Source organism: Streptococcus taoyuanensis (assembly GCF_029589235.1).
Taxonomy (GTDB): Bacteria; Bacillota; Bacilli; order Lactobacillales; family Streptococcaceae; genus Streptococcus; species Streptococcus taoyuanensis.
This window is the reverse complement of the sequence record NZ_JARQVW010000003.1, coordinates 136,564-154,737: the sequence shown is the minus strand read 5'-3', so window position 1 is coordinate 154,737 and position 18,174 is coordinate 136,564. Positions and strand designations below refer to the sequence as shown.

The 18,174-nt window shown below is 43.5% G+C and carries 16 protein-coding genes and 3 pseudogenes; 1 reads left to right on the top strand and 18 read right to left on the bottom strand.

Annotation, left to right across the window (positions count from 1 at the left end; translation table 11 throughout):
- Positions 1 to 130: 130 nt before the first annotated feature.
- The 10 genes and pseudogenes from P5Y91_RS04190 to P5Y91_RS04150 form a co-directional block, all read right to left on the bottom strand.
- Positions 131 to 2,449, bottom strand: a complete 2,319-nt coding sequence (locus P5Y91_RS04190; protein ID WP_118396640.1) for an HAD-IC family P-type ATPase — start codon at positions 2,447 to 2,449, stop codon at positions 131 to 133.
- An 8-nt stretch (positions 2,450 to 2,457) separates the two neighbouring features.
- On the bottom strand, positions 2,458 to 2,844 hold the full coding sequence (gloA2, locus tag P5Y91_RS04185; protein WP_021153652.1) for an SMU1112c/YaeR family gloxylase I-like metalloprotein: 387 nt from the start codon (positions 2,842 to 2,844) through the stop codon (positions 2,458 to 2,460).
- A 66-nt stretch (positions 2,845 to 2,910) separates the two neighbouring features.
- Positions 2,911 to 4,365 (bottom strand): annotated as a pseudogene (locus P5Y91_RS10395) (DNA translocase FtsK); the annotation flags it as partial.
- A gap of 254 nt (positions 4,366 to 4,619) precedes the next feature.
- Positions 4,620 to 5,274: pseudogene (locus P5Y91_RS10390) on the bottom strand (DNA translocase FtsK); the annotation flags it as partial.
- A gap of 100 nt (positions 5,275 to 5,374) precedes the next feature.
- Positions 5,375 to 5,917: a hypothetical protein gene (locus tag P5Y91_RS04175; RefSeq protein ID WP_049472078.1), complete on the bottom strand. Its 543-nt coding sequence runs from the start codon at positions 5,915 to 5,917 to the stop codon at positions 5,375 to 5,377.
- A 100-nt stretch (positions 5,918 to 6,017) separates the two neighbouring features.
- A complete protein-coding gene (locus P5Y91_RS04170) occupies positions 6,018 to 6,521 on the bottom strand; it encodes a hypothetical protein (protein WP_049491196.1) in 504 nt (167 codons plus the stop codon).
- Positions 6,514 to 7,404: a hypothetical protein gene (locus tag P5Y91_RS04165; RefSeq protein WP_070588774.1), complete on the bottom strand. Its 891-nt coding sequence runs from the start codon at positions 7,402 to 7,404 to the stop codon at positions 6,514 to 6,516. Before P5Y91_RS04165 ends, P5Y91_RS04170 begins: the two co-directional genes overlap by 8 nt.
- A 53-nt stretch (positions 7,405 to 7,457) precedes the next feature.
- Positions 7,458 to 8,720, bottom strand: a complete 1,263-nt coding sequence (locus P5Y91_RS04160) for a hypothetical protein (RefSeq protein ID WP_118396636.1) — start codon at positions 8,718 to 8,720, stop codon at positions 7,458 to 7,460.
- Positions 8,721 to 8,855: 135 nt separating this feature from the next.
- On the bottom strand, positions 8,856 to 9,824 hold the full coding sequence (locus P5Y91_RS04155; RefSeq protein WP_118396634.1) for a hypothetical protein: 969 nt from the start codon (positions 9,822 to 9,824) through the stop codon (positions 8,856 to 8,858).
- Between the two features lie 266 nt (positions 9,825 to 10,090).
- A complete protein-coding gene (locus tag P5Y91_RS04150; RefSeq protein WP_049491202.1) occupies positions 10,091 to 11,011 on the bottom strand; it encodes a DMT family transporter in 921 nt (306 codons plus the stop codon).
- A gap of 174 nt (positions 11,012 to 11,185) precedes the next feature.
- Between P5Y91_RS04150 and P5Y91_RS04145 the strand changes: the two genes are divergently transcribed.
- A complete protein-coding gene (locus P5Y91_RS04145; RefSeq protein WP_049491203.1) occupies positions 11,186 to 12,031 on the top strand; it encodes a peptidylprolyl isomerase in 846 nt (281 codons plus the stop codon).
- Between the two features lie 33 nt (positions 12,032 to 12,064).
- Here the strand turns inward: P5Y91_RS04145 and P5Y91_RS04140 are convergent, their stop codons facing one another.
- From P5Y91_RS04140 to tmk, 8 genes and pseudogenes are all read right to left on the bottom strand, one after another.
- Positions 12,065 to 13,606, bottom strand: coding sequence for an ABC-F family ATP-binding cassette domain-containing protein (locus P5Y91_RS04140; RefSeq protein ID WP_049488524.1), 1,542 nt, complete (start codon positions 13,604 to 13,606; stop codon positions 12,065 to 12,067).
- 362 nt (positions 13,607 to 13,968) lie between these two features.
- Positions 13,969 to 14,322: an arsenate reductase family protein gene (locus tag P5Y91_RS04135; protein ID WP_118227923.1), complete on the bottom strand. Its 354-nt coding sequence runs from the start codon at positions 14,320 to 14,322 to the stop codon at positions 13,969 to 13,971.
- A gap of 5 nt (positions 14,323 to 14,327) precedes the next feature.
- Positions 14,328 to 14,819 (bottom strand): methylated-DNA--[protein]-cysteine S-methyltransferase, encoded by a 492-nt coding sequence (locus P5Y91_RS04130; RefSeq protein WP_049523250.1) that lies wholly within the window; start codon positions 14,817 to 14,819, stop codon positions 14,328 to 14,330.
- Positions 14,803 to 15,384: pseudogene (locus tag P5Y91_RS04125) on the bottom strand (GNAT family N-acetyltransferase). Before P5Y91_RS04125 ends, P5Y91_RS04130 begins: the two are co-directional and overlap by 17 nt.
- A gap of 17 nt (positions 15,385 to 15,401) precedes the next feature.
- Entirely contained in the window at positions 15,402 to 16,259 is an 858-nt protein-coding gene (gene rsmI / locus P5Y91_RS04120) for a 16S rRNA (cytidine(1402)-2'-O)-methyltransferase (RefSeq protein ID WP_118396632.1), read from the bottom strand.
- A gap of 2 nt (positions 16,260 to 16,261) precedes the next feature.
- The gene (gene yabA / locus P5Y91_RS04115; protein ID WP_003005416.1) at positions 16,262 to 16,582 is read right to left on the bottom strand and encodes a DNA replication initiation control protein YabA; all 321 of its coding nucleotides are present in this window, start codon (positions 16,580 to 16,582) and stop codon (positions 16,262 to 16,264) included.
- Positions 16,583 to 16,591: 9 nt separating this feature from the next.
- Complete coding sequence (locus tag P5Y91_RS04110) at positions 16,592 to 17,485, bottom strand: DNA polymerase III subunit delta' (protein WP_277839023.1); 894 nt, start codon at positions 17,483 to 17,485, stop codon at positions 16,592 to 16,594.
- Positions 17,482 to 18,120, bottom strand: a complete 639-nt coding sequence (gene tmk, locus P5Y91_RS04105) for a dTMP kinase (RefSeq protein ID WP_049472085.1) — start codon at positions 18,118 to 18,120, stop codon at positions 17,482 to 17,484. Before tmk ends, P5Y91_RS04110 begins: the two co-directional genes overlap by 4 nt.
- Between the last annotated feature and the right edge of the window lie 54 nt (positions 18,121 to 18,174).

Here is an 18,174-nt window from a genome sequence, read left to right as displayed (position 1 = left end):
CAAGACGCAGTGGTTGAGTGGGCTCTACTACGCTGATTTCATCAGCTTTTACAGCCCTACTCAACTGTGCGGAGGTGGGACGACGAAATCGAATTCTAACGAATTACCGATTTCTGTCCCACTCTCTTTTTTATTTCTTCCGATGAAAGAACCAGCCCACTAGTTTCTTGAATACTTGAATCAAGAAGAGAGCAAGAACTGCCATGATGGCACAGATGACCAGCGTTTGAATCCTCAAGGGGCTCATGTTAAAGAATTTCCCTAGGATACTGCTTGAAACCAAGAAGGCTAGGATATTTCCTAGAAGAACCAGTCTCTTGTAGTGATTGAGAGGCTGGGATTCTTGATAGATGATGGTAAAGCCGACGAAGGCCATCAAGCAGATGGCTGCACTTGAGAGCTCTTCCGACCTCATGCCAAATGCTGAAGAGAGCAAAACCAGACTGAAGATCAGTATAAAATCCGTCAAGGCAGCAGGTAGCGCATTTTTAAAGACCGTTTCGATAAAGCGCCCTTTGATGCGCTCGCTATTGGGCTCAAGCGCTAGAAAGAATCCTGGAATCCCAATCGTAAAACCACTTATCAAAGACATCTGCGACGGCATGATGGGATAAGTAAAGGCTAAGAGCGTCACTGAGATAGCCAACAAAATAGAAAAGATATTCTTGATCAAAAAGAGACTGGCTGATCGTTGAATATTATTGACCACTCGCCGACCTTCTGCCACGATAGACGGCATCTTCCCAAAGTCAGAATCCAGTAAAACCACTTGCGCCATCTTCTTGGTCGCATCATTTCCAGATTCCATCGCAATACTACAATCCGCTGTTTTGAGGGCCAGAATATCGTTGACGCCATCTCCAGTCATGGCGACTTTATGCCCCTTTGCCTGCAATCCTTCTACAAGGCTTTTCTTTTGCTCTGGTGTCACCCGACCAAAAACCGTATACTGGCTCGCCGCCCGGTGCAAGTCTTCTTCCGTCAGTAAGGTTCTGGTATCGATTAGATCTTCTGCTCCTTTAATGCCTGCTTTTTGCGCGATGGCAGAAACTGTAGCTGGGTTGTCCCCTGAAATAACCTTAATGGTCACTCCTTGTTGTTTGAAGTAGGCAAAGGTTTCTTTGGCATTTTTTCTCAAAGGATTGGAGAGAATAATCCAGGCCACCAAGTCTACAGGAGCCTCTAAAGTCTCTCCCAGGTTTCCTCCCTTATATTTCCCAAAAGCCAAGACCCGATTGCCTGCCTGAGTAGCAGGAGCAATCTCCTCTTCAAGCTCAGAGAAGCCCTCTCGTAAGACAAATTCTGGAGCCCCCAATACATAGATCCCAGATTCAAAGGCAATGGCTCCATACTTTTTCTTAGACGTAAAGGGCTGAATGTCTTTAGCCTTCCAAGGCTGGCTGACTGGTGTCTTGTGAAATTTTCGGATGGCATCCATGGTATCGTTTTGATCCATACTAGCTTCTACATACTGAGCTAGAGCTTCCAAGTCTTGAGCATCTTTAACTGGACGAATCTCTGTCACTTCCATACCCGGCTCTGTAATGGTCCCCGTCTTATCGACACAAAGGACATCCACGCGCGATAAGGTCTCAATCCCCTTCATGCTATTGAGCAGAACCTTTTCCTTGGCCAATCTGACAGCACCCAGAGCCAGTGCCAAGGTCATCAAGAGATACAAGCCTTCTGGAATCATCCCGATCAAGGCTCCGACTGTTGAAGTCACACTGAGCTTGAGGCTATCGCCTAGGCTGACATAGCTGCGAAGAAAAAGGAGCGAGCCTAGCGGAATGATAAGGAGACCAATGATCCCCACAATACGATTGACCGCATGAACCATGTCGGACTCCTCATGAGACTTGACCTGCTTGGCTTCCAGGCTCAATTGGTTTATGTAGGAGTCGTTCCCCACTTTTTCCAATCGCGCTAAACCTTGGCCAGCGATCACAAAGCTACCTGACATGAGTGCGTCTTGCGCTCCTTTTTTGACCTCATCGGCTTCACCTGTCAATTGCGACTCATCGACTTTTAGCTCGCCTTCCAGCAAGACCCCATCCGCATAGATTTGATCTCCAGCTTGAAAGCGAACCAGATCGCCCTCCACCAGCTGATCGATCGGTAGAGCGACTTCTTTTCCTTCGCGAAGAACGATCGCCTCACTCATATGCAGAAATTGCATCTGACGCAAGATCCGTCTAGAGCGGACTTCCTGCACAATTCCAACTAAGGAGTTGACCACGACGACCGGGACAAACAAGAGATTGTTCCAAGACTTCACTGCTACCAGCAAGACCGCTAAGACCAGGAAAATCAGATTAAAGTAGGTAAAGACATTGTCTCGAATGATCTGCCCAATACTTTTTTCTGTCTTAATCGTGACCTTATTTTGCTTGCCCTCTTGGATCTTTTTCGCTACTTCTTCCTGACTGAGTCCTTCTAATCTAACCATTGCTTTCCTCACTCATGTATTTCCAAGGGCAATCCTTCTGGATCGAAGAAAAATGCCATCTTCTTGCCATCAAAATCATCATAGCGAAGGCCTGTATTCTCTATACCTAGCTGATCCAATCTGGCTAGATAGGTCTCTACATCGTCCACTTGAAAGGCCAGATGACGCAGTCCCGCATGCTCGGGCAAGGGGAGCTTAGGCCGTTCTGGGGCCGTCGGTTTGATAAAGAGTTCTAAAGTCAGCTGCCCCTGGCGGAGATTGATCAAGATATCTCCGCGTTCGGGACGGTCATACTCACTGACAATCGCAAAGCCCAACTGGTCCACATAAAAATGCAGCATAGCGTCGCGATCCCGTCCAATGATGGCAATATGATGAATCGTGTCTAACTTCATCTGGTCCTACTTTCTATTTTCTATAAAAAGAAAAGGGAGTGGGACATATGCCCTTTTTCCCTATCCTTATGATTGTTGCAATACTTTTCGAGGTTTGGTCCCTTCAGCTGGTCCAATCACACCCGCTGCTTCCAACTCTTCCATGAGGCGAGTCGCCCGGTTAAAACCAACCGATAAGCGGCGCTGGATCATCGAAGCACTGGCTTTTTGGGTCTCAATAACGAGCGCTTTGGCCTCTTCAAAGAGAGGATCACCCTCGTCTGAGCCACCCATACCTCCATCAAAGTCTGACTCCGATACTTCTCCTGGATCAAAGGCATCATCATAATCGGCTTCTGCCTGCTCCTTGACAAAGTTGACAATCCGCTCCACATCGTCATCTGAGATAAAGGATCCTTGTAGACGGATCGGATGATTTTCATCAATCGGTTTAAAGAGCATGTCTCCGCGACCCAGCAATTTCTCTGCGCCATTTTCATCCAAGATGGTCCGTGAGTCGGTTCCAGATGATACCGCAAAAGCAACACGGGAAGGCACATTGGCCTTGATCAAACCTGAGATAACGTCAACCGATGGCCGTTGGGTTGCAAGGATCATGTGGATCCCCGCTGCACGCGCCTTCTGTCCAAGGCGAATAATAGCATCTTCCACTTCTTTACTTGCGACCATCATCAAGTCTGCCAACTCATCAACAATGACCACGATCAATGGAAGGGGCACTTGCTTCATCTCAGACTGGGCATTGTACTCAGCCACCTTGGCATTAAAGCCAGCAATATTACGAGCACCCACTTTCGAGAAGAGCTCATAGCGATTTTCCATCTCATCAACGACCTTCTGCAGGGCTCGACTAGCCTTGCGTGGGTTGGTCACCACTGGAATCAATAGATGAGGAATATCATTGTAGACAGAAAGCTCCACCATCTTTGGATCGACCATCATAAACTTAACTTCGTCCGGACGGGCCTTCATCAAGATACTCGAAATAATGCCATTGACCGCTACTGACTTACCAGATCCGGTAGACCCCGCTACCAAGAGGTGGGGCATCCGAGCCAAATCAAAGGTCCGAGCTGAACCATCTACAGCCTTCCCAAGAGGAATCTCAAGGAGTTTAGCTGGATCTGTTTTGGACTGCTCCCACAATTCACGGAAGGAAACGGTCGCAATCTCTGAGTTGGGCACTTCAATCCCGACCAGAGACTTCCCTGGAATCGGTGCTTCAATCCGCACATCCTTGGCAGCTAGGGCCAAGGCCAAATCATCTGCTAGGTTGGAAATGCGGTTGACACGCACACCGACAGCTGGCTTGACTTCATATTTGGTAACAGAAGGACCGATTTCCGCCCGCTCCACTGTCGCCTTGATATTGAAGCTTGCAAAGGTCTCTTCCAAAATACGGATGTTCTGGCGAACGATATTTTTCTCTTTGGATTGATTTTTCGGCTTGTCAGGTGCGAAGAGATCAATGGTTGGAAGCTTGTACTGGAGGAGTTCCTTAGGTGTGAAATCCACTTGAACTTCTTCCCCATCGTCCTCGAATTCTTCGGCTTCCGGAAGCTCTTCGTATGCTTCAGGCTCTTCAGGCCATTCTTCATCTGGCAGGTAGATCTCTGGTGTTGCTGGTGCGAAAATTTCGGCTTCTGGGAAGGTCTCTGTGAACGGCTCTTCCGCCGCCAGCACCTCTCCCGTTTCAGGGTCTACAGGATGCCCTTCCATTGAAAGGGGAGTTGGAAGAACTGCACTTGCTTCTTCTTGCTCTTGTTCAGCTGCAGCAGCTTCCTCGGCAGCTCTCGCTTCTTTTTCAAGGAATTTCTGCTCGCGACGTTCTTTGCGTTTTTCCATAGAAGCGTGGAAGGCTTCCGATCCCTTTTCAAACAAATCATAGATGGAGTAGGGACTCATCAAGAGAATCCCCAATCCAATAAAGAGAAGGCCAATAAAATAAGAGCCAATATTTGAAAAGAGGAAGGAAATCGGAGCATAAAGAAGGGCACCGATCATACCACCACCGGCAAAGCTCTCCACTCGCAGATGAATCAGGTCTGCCATGATTCTTGAAAAGGTGACCTTGATCCCATTATTGTCTAAATGAAGGGAGGATACAAAGAAGGCCTGAAACATCAAGAGAACCCCAGCAAAGAAGCTTAGGAATCCTGAAATAACCCCTTCGTGTTTGTCCAGCCATTTAAAGGCATAAAGGTAGAAAAAGGTCGCTAAAATAGCCAAATAAGCCAAACTCCCAACAAACAGTCGGATCAAGTTGTAGGCCAAGACCCCTACTGCTCCCAATTTCAAGGCCGCAAAAATTAAGACCAGACTAATGAGAATGGTCGCAATCATGCGATGAATTGCTTTTTTTCTTTCTAATTCTGCTTTGGACAGTCGTCTCGTCGACCGTGTTTTTTTTGATTGATTATTGTTTGCCATAACCTTTATTATATCACATTTCTAAGCCAGTTCTCTAGTAAAATCATTTCCTCAATTTTTCAGAATAAAGTAAAAAACAGCACCGAGTGGGTACTGTTACTTATAGATTTTTCTTGGGGTGACGGTCAATGATGGCTTGATAGTCTTTCAGCGCTTGCTTTCCTTTGTCCGTCAACTGATAACCCCGAATTGTGAACTGCTCCGCCAGTTCTTCCTCCGTAAAATGGTCAGCCAAAGCTTGGTTCAAATCGGTTGCTTTCATTTTGGACAAGCCCGCGACTCCCATCTTTTTAAGAATGGCTTTTTTCATGGTCGCATTGATATGGTCCAGCGAATCAAAAGCGGATTCGATATAGGCATACCCCTTATCTACCAAAACCTTCAAATGTTCCGGCGCATGAATCCCATAAGTGTATTCGAAGTACTTGGGAAACCAAGTCTCCGTCGTAAATGTTCCAAAATGGATCCGCCACAAGAGAATGATATCCCCCGCAAGCAAGCCATCTTGGAGCAACTCCATGTTTCGTTTAGAAACAGGCTTTGGATCCAACAACCAAGCTACTAAATCTCTCTCAGGCGAAATATAGGGTTTCACCTCGTGATCAGCGTAAAATTTTTCCATTACATCTAAAACAGTCGTCATAAGTCTCTCCAATCTATCATTGATTGTCTCATAACAAAATAAAAAGAACCTGTCGATCATGAAAGCTTCCTGATGACATGTACCTAATGTAAAATGGATCTTACTTAGATTTTTTATCATTCGGTGTGATAGTATCAAGAACTTGGTCGACTTTTTGTTCTCTTTCCAAGTCATGATCCGTTTGAATCATATCAATTTGATCTTGTAAATTTGTCTGCTGAACTTGTGGTTTGTATAGCGAGGCAAATCCTACTCCAATCACCAATAGACTCGCTCCAAGGACGCAAAGTCTTTTGACATGCCAAGCCATCGGCAAGGGAATTTTCGCTCGAATCCCTGATTTCTTGACCCAATCTGGATGGTCTCGCATCACGCGATTTGCTGCCATCAAAGGCATCAGGTAGCCAAAGAGCGCAATGACCGTTGTCAACCCAATCACCCGAAAACGATTCTGATTGGACGGAGAAACATGATTCACTTCCATCAAGACCATTCCCACAATCACTAAAATAATGACCAGCAATAGTCCCAAAGATCTCCATAGACCTTCCCTACGGTAGCATTTCAATTCATCAAACGACATCTCGTTAAAATGTTTATCCATTTTTCAACAACTCCTTATGTTTCTTTAAGTACTTCTTGCCATACCACTCTTCGACTGACTTACCTTCCCATTCTCGGTATTCTTCATGATATTTCCATTTGTAGTAGGCTTGCAGGAAGTATGGTAAACCTATAAAAGCACTGACAGCAACCACTACTATATTACAAAAGATCCACAGCAATAAAAAGCCAAATGCCTTGATGGAAGTTGAAACATCTAATGAAAAGATTCCCAAAATATGCTTGATAATGATCCCTATTCCTAAAATAGCCATCCCATAAAGAGAAATCATTTTTGCAATCTTATTAAGGAATGTATCTTCCGAAGCCTCTGCATACATAAGTTTTCTTAATCCTGCTAACGCAATTGTAAACAGCATGTATGTTGCTATCATCATGATTCCATAAATGGCAATGATTTCCGCAGTAGATAGATTGGCCAATAAAATGTCAAAAACAACTAGATCTATTTCCAATATGAACCAAACCATAAATGTAAAAACGTGAAACTGATAGCGATATGGTAACAGGTAAGCTCGTTTCAACCACTTTCCAATCACAACGAAGGAAAGCCAAATGAGAAGTAAGATTAAAAACGCATTTACTGTTAAGGACTCACGCCTGGCTATTGGAAGAGTTAACGTCTTACTTTCATGAAATTCCATTGATACAATCAGCACAAAGAAGTTAAAACCGATAGGAAAAATAAGGGATAAAATCAAACTTCGAATTCGAAACCAAAGGGAAGCATGCCCATTCTTAAAAAATTTTGCTGTCTTATCATGTTGCTCTTGCTGTAACTTTACAAACCCATCGTCTTCGAGATTGAGACTCTCTTCAAAACTGGCTTTAAAGATCGATTTTCTCAATTTTCTTGAATCCATTTATTGATTTTTTCACCTCAATCCACCTTCTAGCTCTCATCGTTTGGCACTTTTTAATGTTTTTCAACTCTGACCGTTCCTTTTTCGTATCCGGAATACATCGGGCTGTACCGACTCACGTAAGTACGAATATCATGTGAAGAGTCAGACTGCTCGAAAAGCGACAGAGAACCCCATTGTAAAATTCCATCATATTGCTTTCCATCAACGGTCAACTCGATATCTTCTCGATCAAAAGGATAGGTCTTCTCCTCGCCCTTCTCCTTCACTATCACATGATCTCCATCAATCTTGATCCAGGACTCTTTATTAAGCGAGGCAGTTTTTGTCTCCATATTATCGACCGACAAATAATAGATCCCATTAATTGGCCGATTGGATTCCACCAAGTTCATGATGATTGCTCCAACAAAAAGAATCGGAAAAATCAACAATAACCATTTCCATTTCTTTTTCCCCTTCTTTTTAGGAAGTTCCGTCTCAGGAAGAGGCAGATCAGCTGTTAGAGTCGCAAGTCTCTCAGACTCCAGCTTTGGATCTAGCATAAGAGCAGATAAAGAGTGATCTTCACTCGCTAACCATTGCTTGGCCATCTGGACATAATACAGACGCTCATCTTCTTGCGCTATCTCTTCAAATAAAGAAACAGCCAGCTCCATATCTCCCTTTAAATAGGTATTTAATCCTTTAAAATAACGATTTTCTAAGCGTTGAAAAGCCTGTGAACCGGTCACATGATCAAAATAATCATTGGGTTGCTGGTCCACAAGGATGTCATAGATGGCCAGTTGTTTCTGAAGGACTTCTTCTTTTTCTGCTTCATTCTTGAAGGAAACATAGGTAAACCTCTTCTGAATATCTTCCTTGCTGATGGCTTTTCCTGAAAGTAGGGAAGATTTTACGAAAATTCCCAAGAGGGATGAACGATCAGTCCTAGCTATGTTTTGATTTTGTAAAAACTCTATTCGATCGATTGCTGATAAGAAATCTCCGATCATGTAGCAATATACCACACTAGCAAGACAAGCAGCTTTTTTGCTTATACTAAATCTAGCACGATTTCCCGATTGTGCCCATTCATGCCAAAAATCGATCCCTGAGGAAGCATTTAAAATCTTAAGACATTCTTTTCCAAACCATTTATTCATCAAAACAAAAAGAAGAAATATAAGACCAAGTACTACTAGCAAGGTATTCGAATAAAAGTCTTGATGATCCCGATACAGACTAGATAAATAGAAATGGCCTACAAATAAACTGATAATGCCAATCCAAAGTAGTATGACGTATTTTTTTCTTAATTTGCTATAACTCATTTGATGATACCTCTTTTAGTGTTACCTCCCATCATACCGAATTATCTATCTATATGCAAATTCCTTCTTAATTAGTGATTTAGTCAAAAAAGAAGTCACCCTTAGAGGATGACAAATGCTATAGAATTAAGGAAACTATTTCTTTTCCAAAATTTTTAAATAGTGTGTTTTCTTGAATTGGCCACATAATGTTAATACAACAAAGAGATACCACATCAAAAAACATATAAACAATAACAGAAAACTTCCGAAGGTAAGATATAAGATGGATAATCCTAAGGTGATGAGGCCAAAAACAAGAATTAGCAAATAGGTTTTCATTCCATTTGACTTCTGTACTTGAAAATAATGCTCAGGCATTTCATAAGGAATGACACTCACTGTATACTTCTGCCTTCTGCGTTTCAATTGCCATATAGCGATGCCAAGCATCAATCCAAACGATAGCACTAGTGGGATGAGTCCATGAAAGGATACTCGATCAGTTAACAGATAAATGCCATAAAAAAGGACGCCACTCGGGGTAAAGATAATGGGAAATGGAACACTTTTTCCGACATATAGTTTATTTTCTTTAGAATGATAAAATACTGTTTTTTTGAGATTCCCTTGATCTGCTCCGAATTCGACCAAATCGCGTAAAGGGAATTGTTGTCGATCTTTCGACGCTAACACAATCTGTTCAAAATCCACTTCCATAGTTTCCTGCTCAAGAGCTTTATTTGCTTCTACCTGGGCTTGAAGATGCTCTTGGTAATACTTCAGTAATTCCTTATTTTTCCGTTTGGTACCAAGGAATTTAAGTGTAACTGAACGATCAGAAGTCCCATTGCCTATGACTTTTCCTTCCACATAAATTGGATAATTGGTGATCCCTCGAGACGTATTCTTTTCTCCCAAACGGACCACAATGGTGAATGGGTCTAGGCGATAGCGCTTGAAATTGCGATCGACCACTATTTCTGAGTTCCTAATCTCTATTCTTCCCATCGATGAAAAAGCAATCCAGCCAACTGTCACTAGAAGAGAACAAGCAGCCAATAAGGCTGTTAGGTTTTCAAAAAAATCATCTTCAATCAGTAATTGGATGATCGTGATGAGCATCGACACTACTAAAAAGATCAAAAAATACAGTGAACTTCTCGAGTAAATATAAAATTTACGTGGTTGTTTCATTTATGACATTCTTCCTCTATAAAAAATCTATTTCACAACTCTAAAAGCACTTTCCATCATACCGAATTTTCCATCTCTACGCAACTTCCTTCTTAATTAGTGATTTAATCCAAAAAGAAAACACCTGCGTGGGTGTTAGCATTGATAGACTGAACCGCAATATCATGGTTTAAGTTCTACTTTTCTACCACTATCTATTCTGAAGAAGTCATCAGACTATTTCCCACTATACCGATGATCACAATGAAGACCCCTAAAAATCCTAGTGGGGTTGGGATCTGATCTCCTAGAAAAAGACAGCCTCCAAATAGGGTGAAGAGGACCTCGCCGGCCTGGGTAGCTTCAACAACAGCTAACTGCTGATGGTTGTGTTTCACCAAGTTGGTTGCTTCAAAGAAGAGCATGGTCGCGATGACTCCTGAAAATACAGCTACGATCAAGGATTGGAGCATTTGCCCACCTGATGGCAAGCCTGCATCTACTCCTGCAAAGACAGATAAGAGCAACCAAAAAGGAACACTCATTAAGGTCATCCCAAAGACCCGTTGGGTCGTTGACAATTGTTCTTCTTTACAATGAGCCAGCATCTTGCGATTTCCCAATGGATAGGAAAAAGCTGCGATCAAAATTAAGATACTTGCTCTCACCACACCTTCTCCGAGACCTCGTCCAAAATATGGAATTTGTATCAATACGATTCCTAACAAAATCAGCAAAGTCATTCCTAACTGTTTTCTTGGAATCTTTTGGCCAAAAAGTGGGGTCAGAAGGAGACCCGCTAAAATCGTAATCTGCCAGGTCGCAGCCACAAACCATGATTCTCCATAGATAGAAGCCATCGATAAAGGAGCATAAAAGAGACCAAAGCCGACCGTACTCCAGAGCAACCAAGTCCACGGGGCTCGTGCAATTGCTGACAAGACACCCTTCAACTCGCCTTTCTGCCAGACTAAAACAGCCATCATTGGCAAACTAAAAAGGTAGCGCAAACTAGCACTCCACATCCAGGAACCACCTGCCAGGTTCATGCTTCGATTAAAAATAAAGGTAAATGCAAAAAAGAGAGCACCTAGGATACCAAACCAAAGGGCTCTCGCAAAATGTGATGATTTCATTTTTTGATGATCGTTCTCCTGTAGTCATCCTATTATACAGGAATTCAGAATTACTTTCATCTTTTTCCTGCAAATTTTCAGAATAGGGTTTTCGCCTTAAATTTTATCCAGATTTGAAAGTATCGCAAAATTAAGGTACAATAGAGAAAGACAACTATGTTGGAAAGGAAGAATATGAAAAAATTAATCGCACTACTATTATTTTCCGGCTTGGCTTTGACAGCTTGTTCGTCCAATAAGACTGACAATAACTCTTCAAGCTCAAGCAAAGAAAAGACAGAGCAGACAGCAACTTCTAGCTCTAGTGAAAAAGATCAAAAGAAAATCGAAGAAGAACAAAAGAAATTAGAACAACTGCGCAAAGATTTTAACGACGCCATGACCAATGAAAATGCCGTCTTCCCACAACTCTCAAATGAAGTGGCTGAAGACGAAGCAGAGGTTAAAATCACAACAACTGAAGGCGACATCACTGTGAAGCTCTTCCCTAAATATGCGCCACTTGCAGTTGAAAACTTCTTGACCCACGCAAAAGAAGGCTACTACAATGGCTTGCTTTTCCACCGTGTTATTAACAACTTTATGATCCAAACTGGGGATCCTAAAGGAGATGGTACGGGTGGCGAATCTATCTGGAAGGGCAAAGACAAATCCAAAGATTCAGGTACTGGTTTTGAGAATGAGTATTCTCCATACCTTTACAACCTTCGTGGAGCCCTTGCCATGGCCAATTCTGGTCCAAATACCAATGGTAGTCAATTCTATATCAACCAAAATAAGGATGATATTTCAAGTAAACTCCCAACTGACCGCTTCCCAGCTAAGATTATCGATGCTTATAAAAATGGTGGAAATCCAACCCTCGATGGTGGTAACTACACTGTCTTTGGCCAAGTGATCGATGGTATGGATGTGGTCGATAAAATTGCGTCTGCCGAAACCGATGATAAGGACAAACCAAAAACAGACATCAAGATTGAAAAAATTGAAATCTTAAAAGACTATGATTTCAAGAAATAATGAAAAGAGAACCAAAAGGTTCTCTTTTTGTCTTTACGTCAATTCATTAAAGTCCCAGATTTGGTCCATCCAGCCTTCATAGAAGTCTGGCTCGTGGCAAACCATGAGGATCGATCCCTTGTATTCTTTCAGAGCCCGTTTCAATTCATCTTTGGCATCCACATCCAAGTGGTTGGTTGGCTCGTCTAGTACCAAGACATTATTTTCACGATTCATCAAGAGACAGAAGCGTACCTTGGCTTGCTCCCCACCGGATAACACCTGAATTTGGCTCTCGATATGCTTGGTGGTCAAGCCACAGCGGGCAAGAGCTGCACGGACTTCTGCTTGGTTCAGAGCCGGAAAGGCATTCCAAACTGCTTCAAGCGGGGTCTGGCGATTGCCACCTTCGACCTCTTGCTCAAAATAGCCAAGCTCTAGGTAGTCTCCACGCTCTACTTCTCCAGCGATCGGTGGGATGATTCCTAGCAAGCTCTTCAAGAGAGTGGTTTTCCCGATCCCGTTGGCCCCGATGATGGCCACCTTTTGATTGCGTTCAAAGGTTAGATTCAAAGGCTTGGTCAACGGACGATCATACCCAATCTGGAGATCCTTGGCCTGGAAGATAAAGCGTCCAGGAGTCCGGGCATTTTTAAATTCAAAGGATGGCTTTGGTTTCTCACTTTGCAACTCAATGAGTTCCATTTTGTCCAGCTTCTTCTGACGAGACATGGCCATATTCCGTGTAGCCACACGCGCCTTATTGCGGGCTACGAAATCTTTCAAATCAGCAATCTCTTTTTGCTGGCGTTCATAAGCTGCTTCCAATTGCGATTTCTTCATTTCATAGACTTCAAGGAATTGGTAGTAGTCTCCTGAATAGCGGGTTAACTGCTGATTTTCCACATGGTAGACGATATTGATCACATCGTTCAAGAAAGGAATGTCGTGGGAAATGAGGACAAAGGCATTTTCATAATTCTGCAAATAGCGTTTGAGCCAATCGATGTGCTCTGCATCCAAGTAGTTGGTTGGCTCGTCTAGTAGCAAGATATCTGGTTTTTCTAGCAAGAGTTTGGCCAAGAGGACCTTGGTCCGTTGCCCACCTGACAAGGAGGTCACATCCGTGTCCATGCCAAAGTCCATGACCCCAAGAGCACGCGCCACTTCATCGATCTTGGCATCCAAGGTATAAAAATCACGACTTTCTAGACGCTCTTGGAGTTCTCCTACTTCTTCCATCAAAGCATCGACATCGGCTCCCTCTTCCGCCATGGCCATATAGAGGTCATTGATGCGAGCTTCAGCTGTGAACAACTCATCAAAAGCTGTCCGTAAAACATCGCGAACTGTTTGTCCTTCTTCTAATACCGAATGCTGGTCCAGATAACCTGCCGTCACATACTTAGACCACTCCACCTTTCCTTCGTCAGGTTGCATCTTACCAGTCACGATGCTCATGAAGGTCGATTTCCCCTCACCATTGGCCCCGACAAGACCAATATGCTCTCCCTTTAGCAAACGGAAAGACACATCCTCAAAAATCGCCCGGTCCCCAAAACCGTGGCTTAAATTTTTCACTTCTAAAATACTCATGCTTGACTCTCTTTCATTGATTTCACTCGTATGATTATATCATCTTCACTGCAAAATGAAAAGGGAGCCCAACTCCCTTTAGAATATATATAAATAAATTATAAGTAAGATAGGTTACGCGATTTTGTCAAGAAATCAAAATAAGTTCTAACTTATGAATTTCATAAAGAATATACCGAAACTTTCCGCCGTGAGAAAAGCGCTTGAACTATTAAATTTCAAGCGCTCGGGAGTTTTGAGACCTCAGGCTCAAAACTAAGTCATGGAACTTCGTAGAAGTTCGCTGACGTCCGTACTCACCTAAGGAAAGCTTCTGGCATACTTTTATTATAGATCTGAAGAAAATCCAACTCCCTTTTCTTTTACAAACCTAAGTCTGCGTACGGTTTTCGGTAGCCAACTTGAACTACTTTTCCGTCTTTGACAAGCAGAGGCCGTTTGATCAGCATACCATCTGAAGCAAGGAGATCCGCCGCTTCTTTCACTGTCAGTTGATCCACCTTATCTTTCAAACCGAGTTCACGGTATTTCATCCCGCTAGTATTGAAGAAAGACTTGATCGGTAGGCCAGACGCTGCTATCCAGTCTTGCAATTCTTGGCTAGTCGGTGTTTCTGTGACGATGTTTTGGCTTTGAAAGTCACATTGGAGACCGTCCAATTCTGATTTAGCCTTTCGACAAGTCGAACATTTTGGGTATTCAATAAAGGTATACATCGATTTTATTTCTCCTTCCAGGTAATTCCTTCATGGTGTAAGAGCCAGCGTTTGCGATCGAGTCCAGACGCGTAGCCCGTCAGTTGTCCATCTTTTCCCATCACGCGGTGGCAAGGGACTAAGATCGTCAAGGGATTGCGTCCAACAGCCTGTCCCACGGCTTGAGCTGAACCGCAAGAAAGATCCTGGGCCAGCTGGCCATAGGTCTTGGTCTCACCATATGGGATCTCTCGCAATAACTGCCACACCCGCTCTTGAAAGGCTGTCCCTTGCGGTGCTAGTGGAAAGCTGATAGCGATTGGCTCCCCAGCAAAATAGTGATCCAACCACTCCTTCACCTTCTCATGGTAGGGATGGACCTGCTCCAGCGCCCCATAGGGATCAGGCGCCTCCTCTTTCGGATCATAAAAATCAAGTTCTACAAGGCCTTCCTCACTGACAATGATCGAAAGAAGCCCCATAGGGCTTTCATAAAATTGTTTAAGATAGAGAGTCATTGTAGGCCGCTTCTGCTCTTTGATCCCAGCGGTCTTCTTCTGAGACCACTTGGAATAAACTGGTTTCTACTTTTCGCTTGATCTTTTGATAAGCCAGGCGGACGCCATCAATAGGGACCTTTCCACAATAATGGTAGCCCAATTTTTCAAGTAAATGCTACATCACCACATTATCCGGGTGCGTATCGCAACGGAAATCTGGCCCTTTTTCCCCTTCGATTAAACCTTGAAGGAAGGTCTGAGCCACCCCTTTGCCAGCAGCTTCTTTGGCTACAGCGACACGGTGAAAAGTGACATACTTATAATTATCATGCTCCCACTTGCCATCGTAAATCTCATTATAGGCCGCTTCATTTCCCTTGTGAACGGCTGCATAGGCGACAACTTCCTGATCTTCAACTGCCACATAGCCACGACTTTCTAGAATATCCTCAAAAATGATCTCTTCATCTGGATAGCCATCCTGCCACTGGTCGACCTGTCTTTGAGCCAGGCTTTCCTTAGCATCTTGGATGATTTCCATAATTCGCTTGATCTCATTGGGATAAGCCATTCTAATTTCCATCCTGCTTCCAACCTTTCCTAGTCTTGATGGTAACGAGCATAGAGCTCACTCTTTTGCAGGCCGTATTGTTTGGCGACCTGTTTAATTGCTTGATTTTTCTTCATGCCCTCTTGGACCAAGGTATCGATCTCTTGGATCAAGTCGACCTCTTCTAGGTCTAGCTCTTCTTCCTTGGATCCTTCGACAATCAAGAGGCACTCCCCTTTGAGAGGATTTTCTTCAAGAAATGCGACTAACTCAGAAATACTGCCACGAGTATATTCCTCGTAGATCTTGGTTAATTCACGAACCAGGACGACAGGACGATCCCCATAGACAGCCAACATATTCTCTAAGGTTGCCTTCACTCGATGAGGCGATTCATAAAAGATCTGAGTCTCCGGATAGGCCACTTTTTCTTGGAAAAAGGCCTTCTGTTGCCTCTCTTTGCGAGGCAGAAATCCATAAAAAATATGAGGTTGAGGGGCTAGGCCACTGGCAATCAAACCCGTAATCCCCGCACTAGGACCAGGCACAGCTACGACAGGAATCTCGCGTTCAATCGCAGCCTTGACCAAATCATGACCAGGGTCAGAAATACTAGGGAGTCCTGCATCTGAGACTTGCGCTAAGTCTTTTCCAGATTCTAAATGGGCGATCAGATCTGGAATTTTCTCCATGGCATTGTGCTCATGAAAGCTGGTCTGGGGCGTCGTAATCTCAAAATGCTTGAGTAAGAGGCCTGTATTTCTAGTATCCTCAGCTGCGATCAAGTCCACATCCTTTAGGGTCTGGACCATGCGGTAACTCATATCCTCCCGATTGCCGATCGGTGTTGGGACCAGGTAAAGCACCCCTGTTTTCTTTTCCCCTTTAAAACTTCGTTGGATCTGCATGTTTACTCCCTAAATAACAACTCGTCACAAAACATACACTCTTCATCGTTCTCACGGCGTTGACCGTAGGAATAAGTGCAGATATGAAAACCGTCGTTGTAAATACGTTGCAAATTTTCACGGCCATGGTGTTGGGACTTTGCGGATGAAGTCTTCTCAACTTCCCCCAAACGCTCTCTCAATTTATCATTTTCTAAGCGAAGAGCTGTATTTTCTTCGATGACTTGTTTCAAATTTTTCTTGATGGCTTCGACTTCAGCCAAGGTGACCAACAAATTCTGAGAAAAGCCGTCTAAAGCATCAAATAATTCTTTTTTATTCATTCTGACTCCTTAACTTTCTAAGCTCAAAACCATATATTCTAGAGCATTTTGAAAAGAAACATTGGCCTTCCACATGGTGCGAGCAAGACTCAATTTCTCAAGCAACTGCTGGGATCTGCTCAAGCGCAACTGCTCTTCTAAAGCCAACTCCATCAAACGAAAGGCCTGGTTTTGCTTTTCCTTATCATCTGCTAAGCTTACCAATCGAGTCACTTCCAAATAGGCGCGATTCAAATTGGATTGACAACGTTCGATGAACTGATCACAAACTTTTGCTAGTTCAAAAAACGTAGCATTCTTTTTTTGTTGCTCTGCTTCTTCGAGACTAAAACTAAAACGAGCTACTAAATTTGCCTGTGATTTGATCAAGCCTTCTTTTTCTAGCAGTTCGGTTAGGTAGGCTTGCTTTTTAGGAAAATGGACCTGCTGGGTCCGACTCTTGATGGTCGGTAAGATCAAGTTTTCATCGGAAGTCAACAAGAAGAGATAGATCTCACTCTGGGGTTCTTCCATAACTTTTAAGAGAGAATTGGCCGCATTGGTATGCATCTTATCCGAATCTTGGACGATAAAGACCTGCCGACTGCCTTCAAATCCTGATTGAGAAAAGTCTTGAACCAGCGAACGAATGCGATCCGTCTTAATGATCTGGTTGACTGGACGCACGATCTTTACGTCTGAGAATTCTTCTTCTGCAATCAAGCGACAGGAACGGCATTTGCCACAAGGCCAGACTCCCTGCAAATCTTCGCAAAATTGACTTTGAGCTAGCAAGAGGGCCATCTCAAAACTGGCAAAAGAACCCGTAAAGAGATAAGCATGACTGAGCTGTTTGTGTTCTAAGATCTGGGTGAAGCGCTCCACCAATTCTGGCTGGAGCTGTTGGATCTCTTCTAGCTTCATTTCAATATCCCCAAGCGATTTTCTAAAACAGCCAAAACATCCGCAAAGACTGCTTCAAAGGATTGACTGGCATCGATTTTCACAATGCGCTCTGGTTCCTTTTCATACAAGGCCAAATAACCTTGTCTGACTTTTTGGTGAAGCTCCAATCCTTCCAAATCCAAACGATTGACTTCCCGCTCTTGGTTTTTGGCAATTCGAGCGAGCCCTTCTTCGACATCCAGATCAAAGTAAAGGGTGAGATCTGGTTTAAGACCATCTGTCGCGAATTGATTGAGCCACTCGATATCTTCCACACTCAGACCGCGACCATACCCTTGATAAGCGACCGAGCTATCAATAAAGCGGTCCATCAAGACGATTTTCCCAGCTGCAAGGGCCGGTAAGACACGTTCCACCAAATGCTGCCGGCGACTAGCAATATAGAGCAACAACTCGGTCTTGGCATCCATACTAGTATGGTCTGGATCTAAAATGACTTGGCGGATCTTTTCGGCAATATCTACACCGCCTGGTTCACGGGTTGTAATAAAAGGAATCCCTTTTTCTTCAAGTAGAGGCAAAACGGCTTCTAGGACCGATGATTTCCCCGCTCCTTCTGGACCTTCAAATGAAATTAATGTACCGTTTACCATAGTATCCTCTTTCTGTTTTTCTTCTTTTTATTTTACCAAAAATAAGGGTAAAAA

Coding starts and splice junctions, on each gene's coding strand:
- P5Y91_RS04110 (WP_277839023.1), bottom strand. CDS start 17,485: ATGAAGCTAGAAGAGATCCAACAGCTCCAGCCAGAATTGGTGGAGCGC.
- yabA (WP_003005416.1), bottom strand. CDS start 16,582: ATGAATAAAAAAGAATTATTTGATGCTTTAGACGGCTTTTCTCAGAAT.
- rsmI (WP_118396632.1), bottom strand. CDS start 16,259: ATGCAGATCCAACGAAGTTTTAAAGGGGAAAAGAAAACAGGGGTGCTT.
- gloA2 (WP_021153652.1), bottom strand. CDS start 2,844: ATGAAGTTAGACACGATTCATCATATTGCCATCATTGGACGGGATCGC.
- P5Y91_RS04140 (WP_049488524.1), bottom strand. CDS start 13,606: ATGAGTATTTTAGAAGTGAAAAATTTAAGCCACGGTTTTGGGGACCGG.
- P5Y91_RS04150 (WP_049491202.1), bottom strand. CDS start 11,011: ATGAAATCATCACATTTTGCGAGAGCCCTTTGGTTTGGTATCCTAGGT.
- P5Y91_RS04160 (WP_118396636.1), bottom strand. CDS start 8,720: ATGAGTTATAGCAAATTAAGAAAAAAATACGTCATACTACTTTGGATT.
- P5Y91_RS04155 (WP_118396634.1), bottom strand. CDS start 9,824: ATGCTCATCACGATCATCCAATTACTGATTGAAGATGATTTTTTTGAA.
- P5Y91_RS04130 (WP_049523250.1), bottom strand. CDS start 14,819: ATGACTCTCTATCTTAAACAATTTTATGAAAGCCCTATGGGGCTTCTT.
- P5Y91_RS04190 (WP_118396640.1), bottom strand. CDS start 2,449: ATGGTTAGATTAGAAGGACTCAGTCAGGAAGAAGTAGCGAAAAAGATC.
- P5Y91_RS04170 (WP_049491196.1), bottom strand. CDS start 6,521: ATGGATAAACATTTTAACGAGATGTCGTTTGATGAATTGAAATGCTAC.
- tmk (WP_049472085.1), bottom strand. CDS start 18,120: ATGGTAAACGGTACATTAATTTCATTTGAAGGTCCAGAAGGAGCGGGG.
- P5Y91_RS04145 (WP_049491203.1), top strand. CDS start 11,186: ATGAAAAAATTAATCGCACTACTATTATTTTCCGGCTTGGCTTTGACA.
- P5Y91_RS04175 (WP_049472078.1), bottom strand. CDS start 5,917: ATGACGACTGTTTTAGATGTAATGGAAAAATTTTACGCTGATCACGAG.
- P5Y91_RS04165 (WP_070588774.1), bottom strand. CDS start 7,404: ATGGATTCAAGAAAATTGAGAAAATCGATCTTTAAAGCCAGTTTTGAA.
- P5Y91_RS04135 (WP_118227923.1), bottom strand. CDS start 14,322: ATGTATACCTTTATTGAATACCCAAAATGTTCGACTTGTCGAAAGGCT.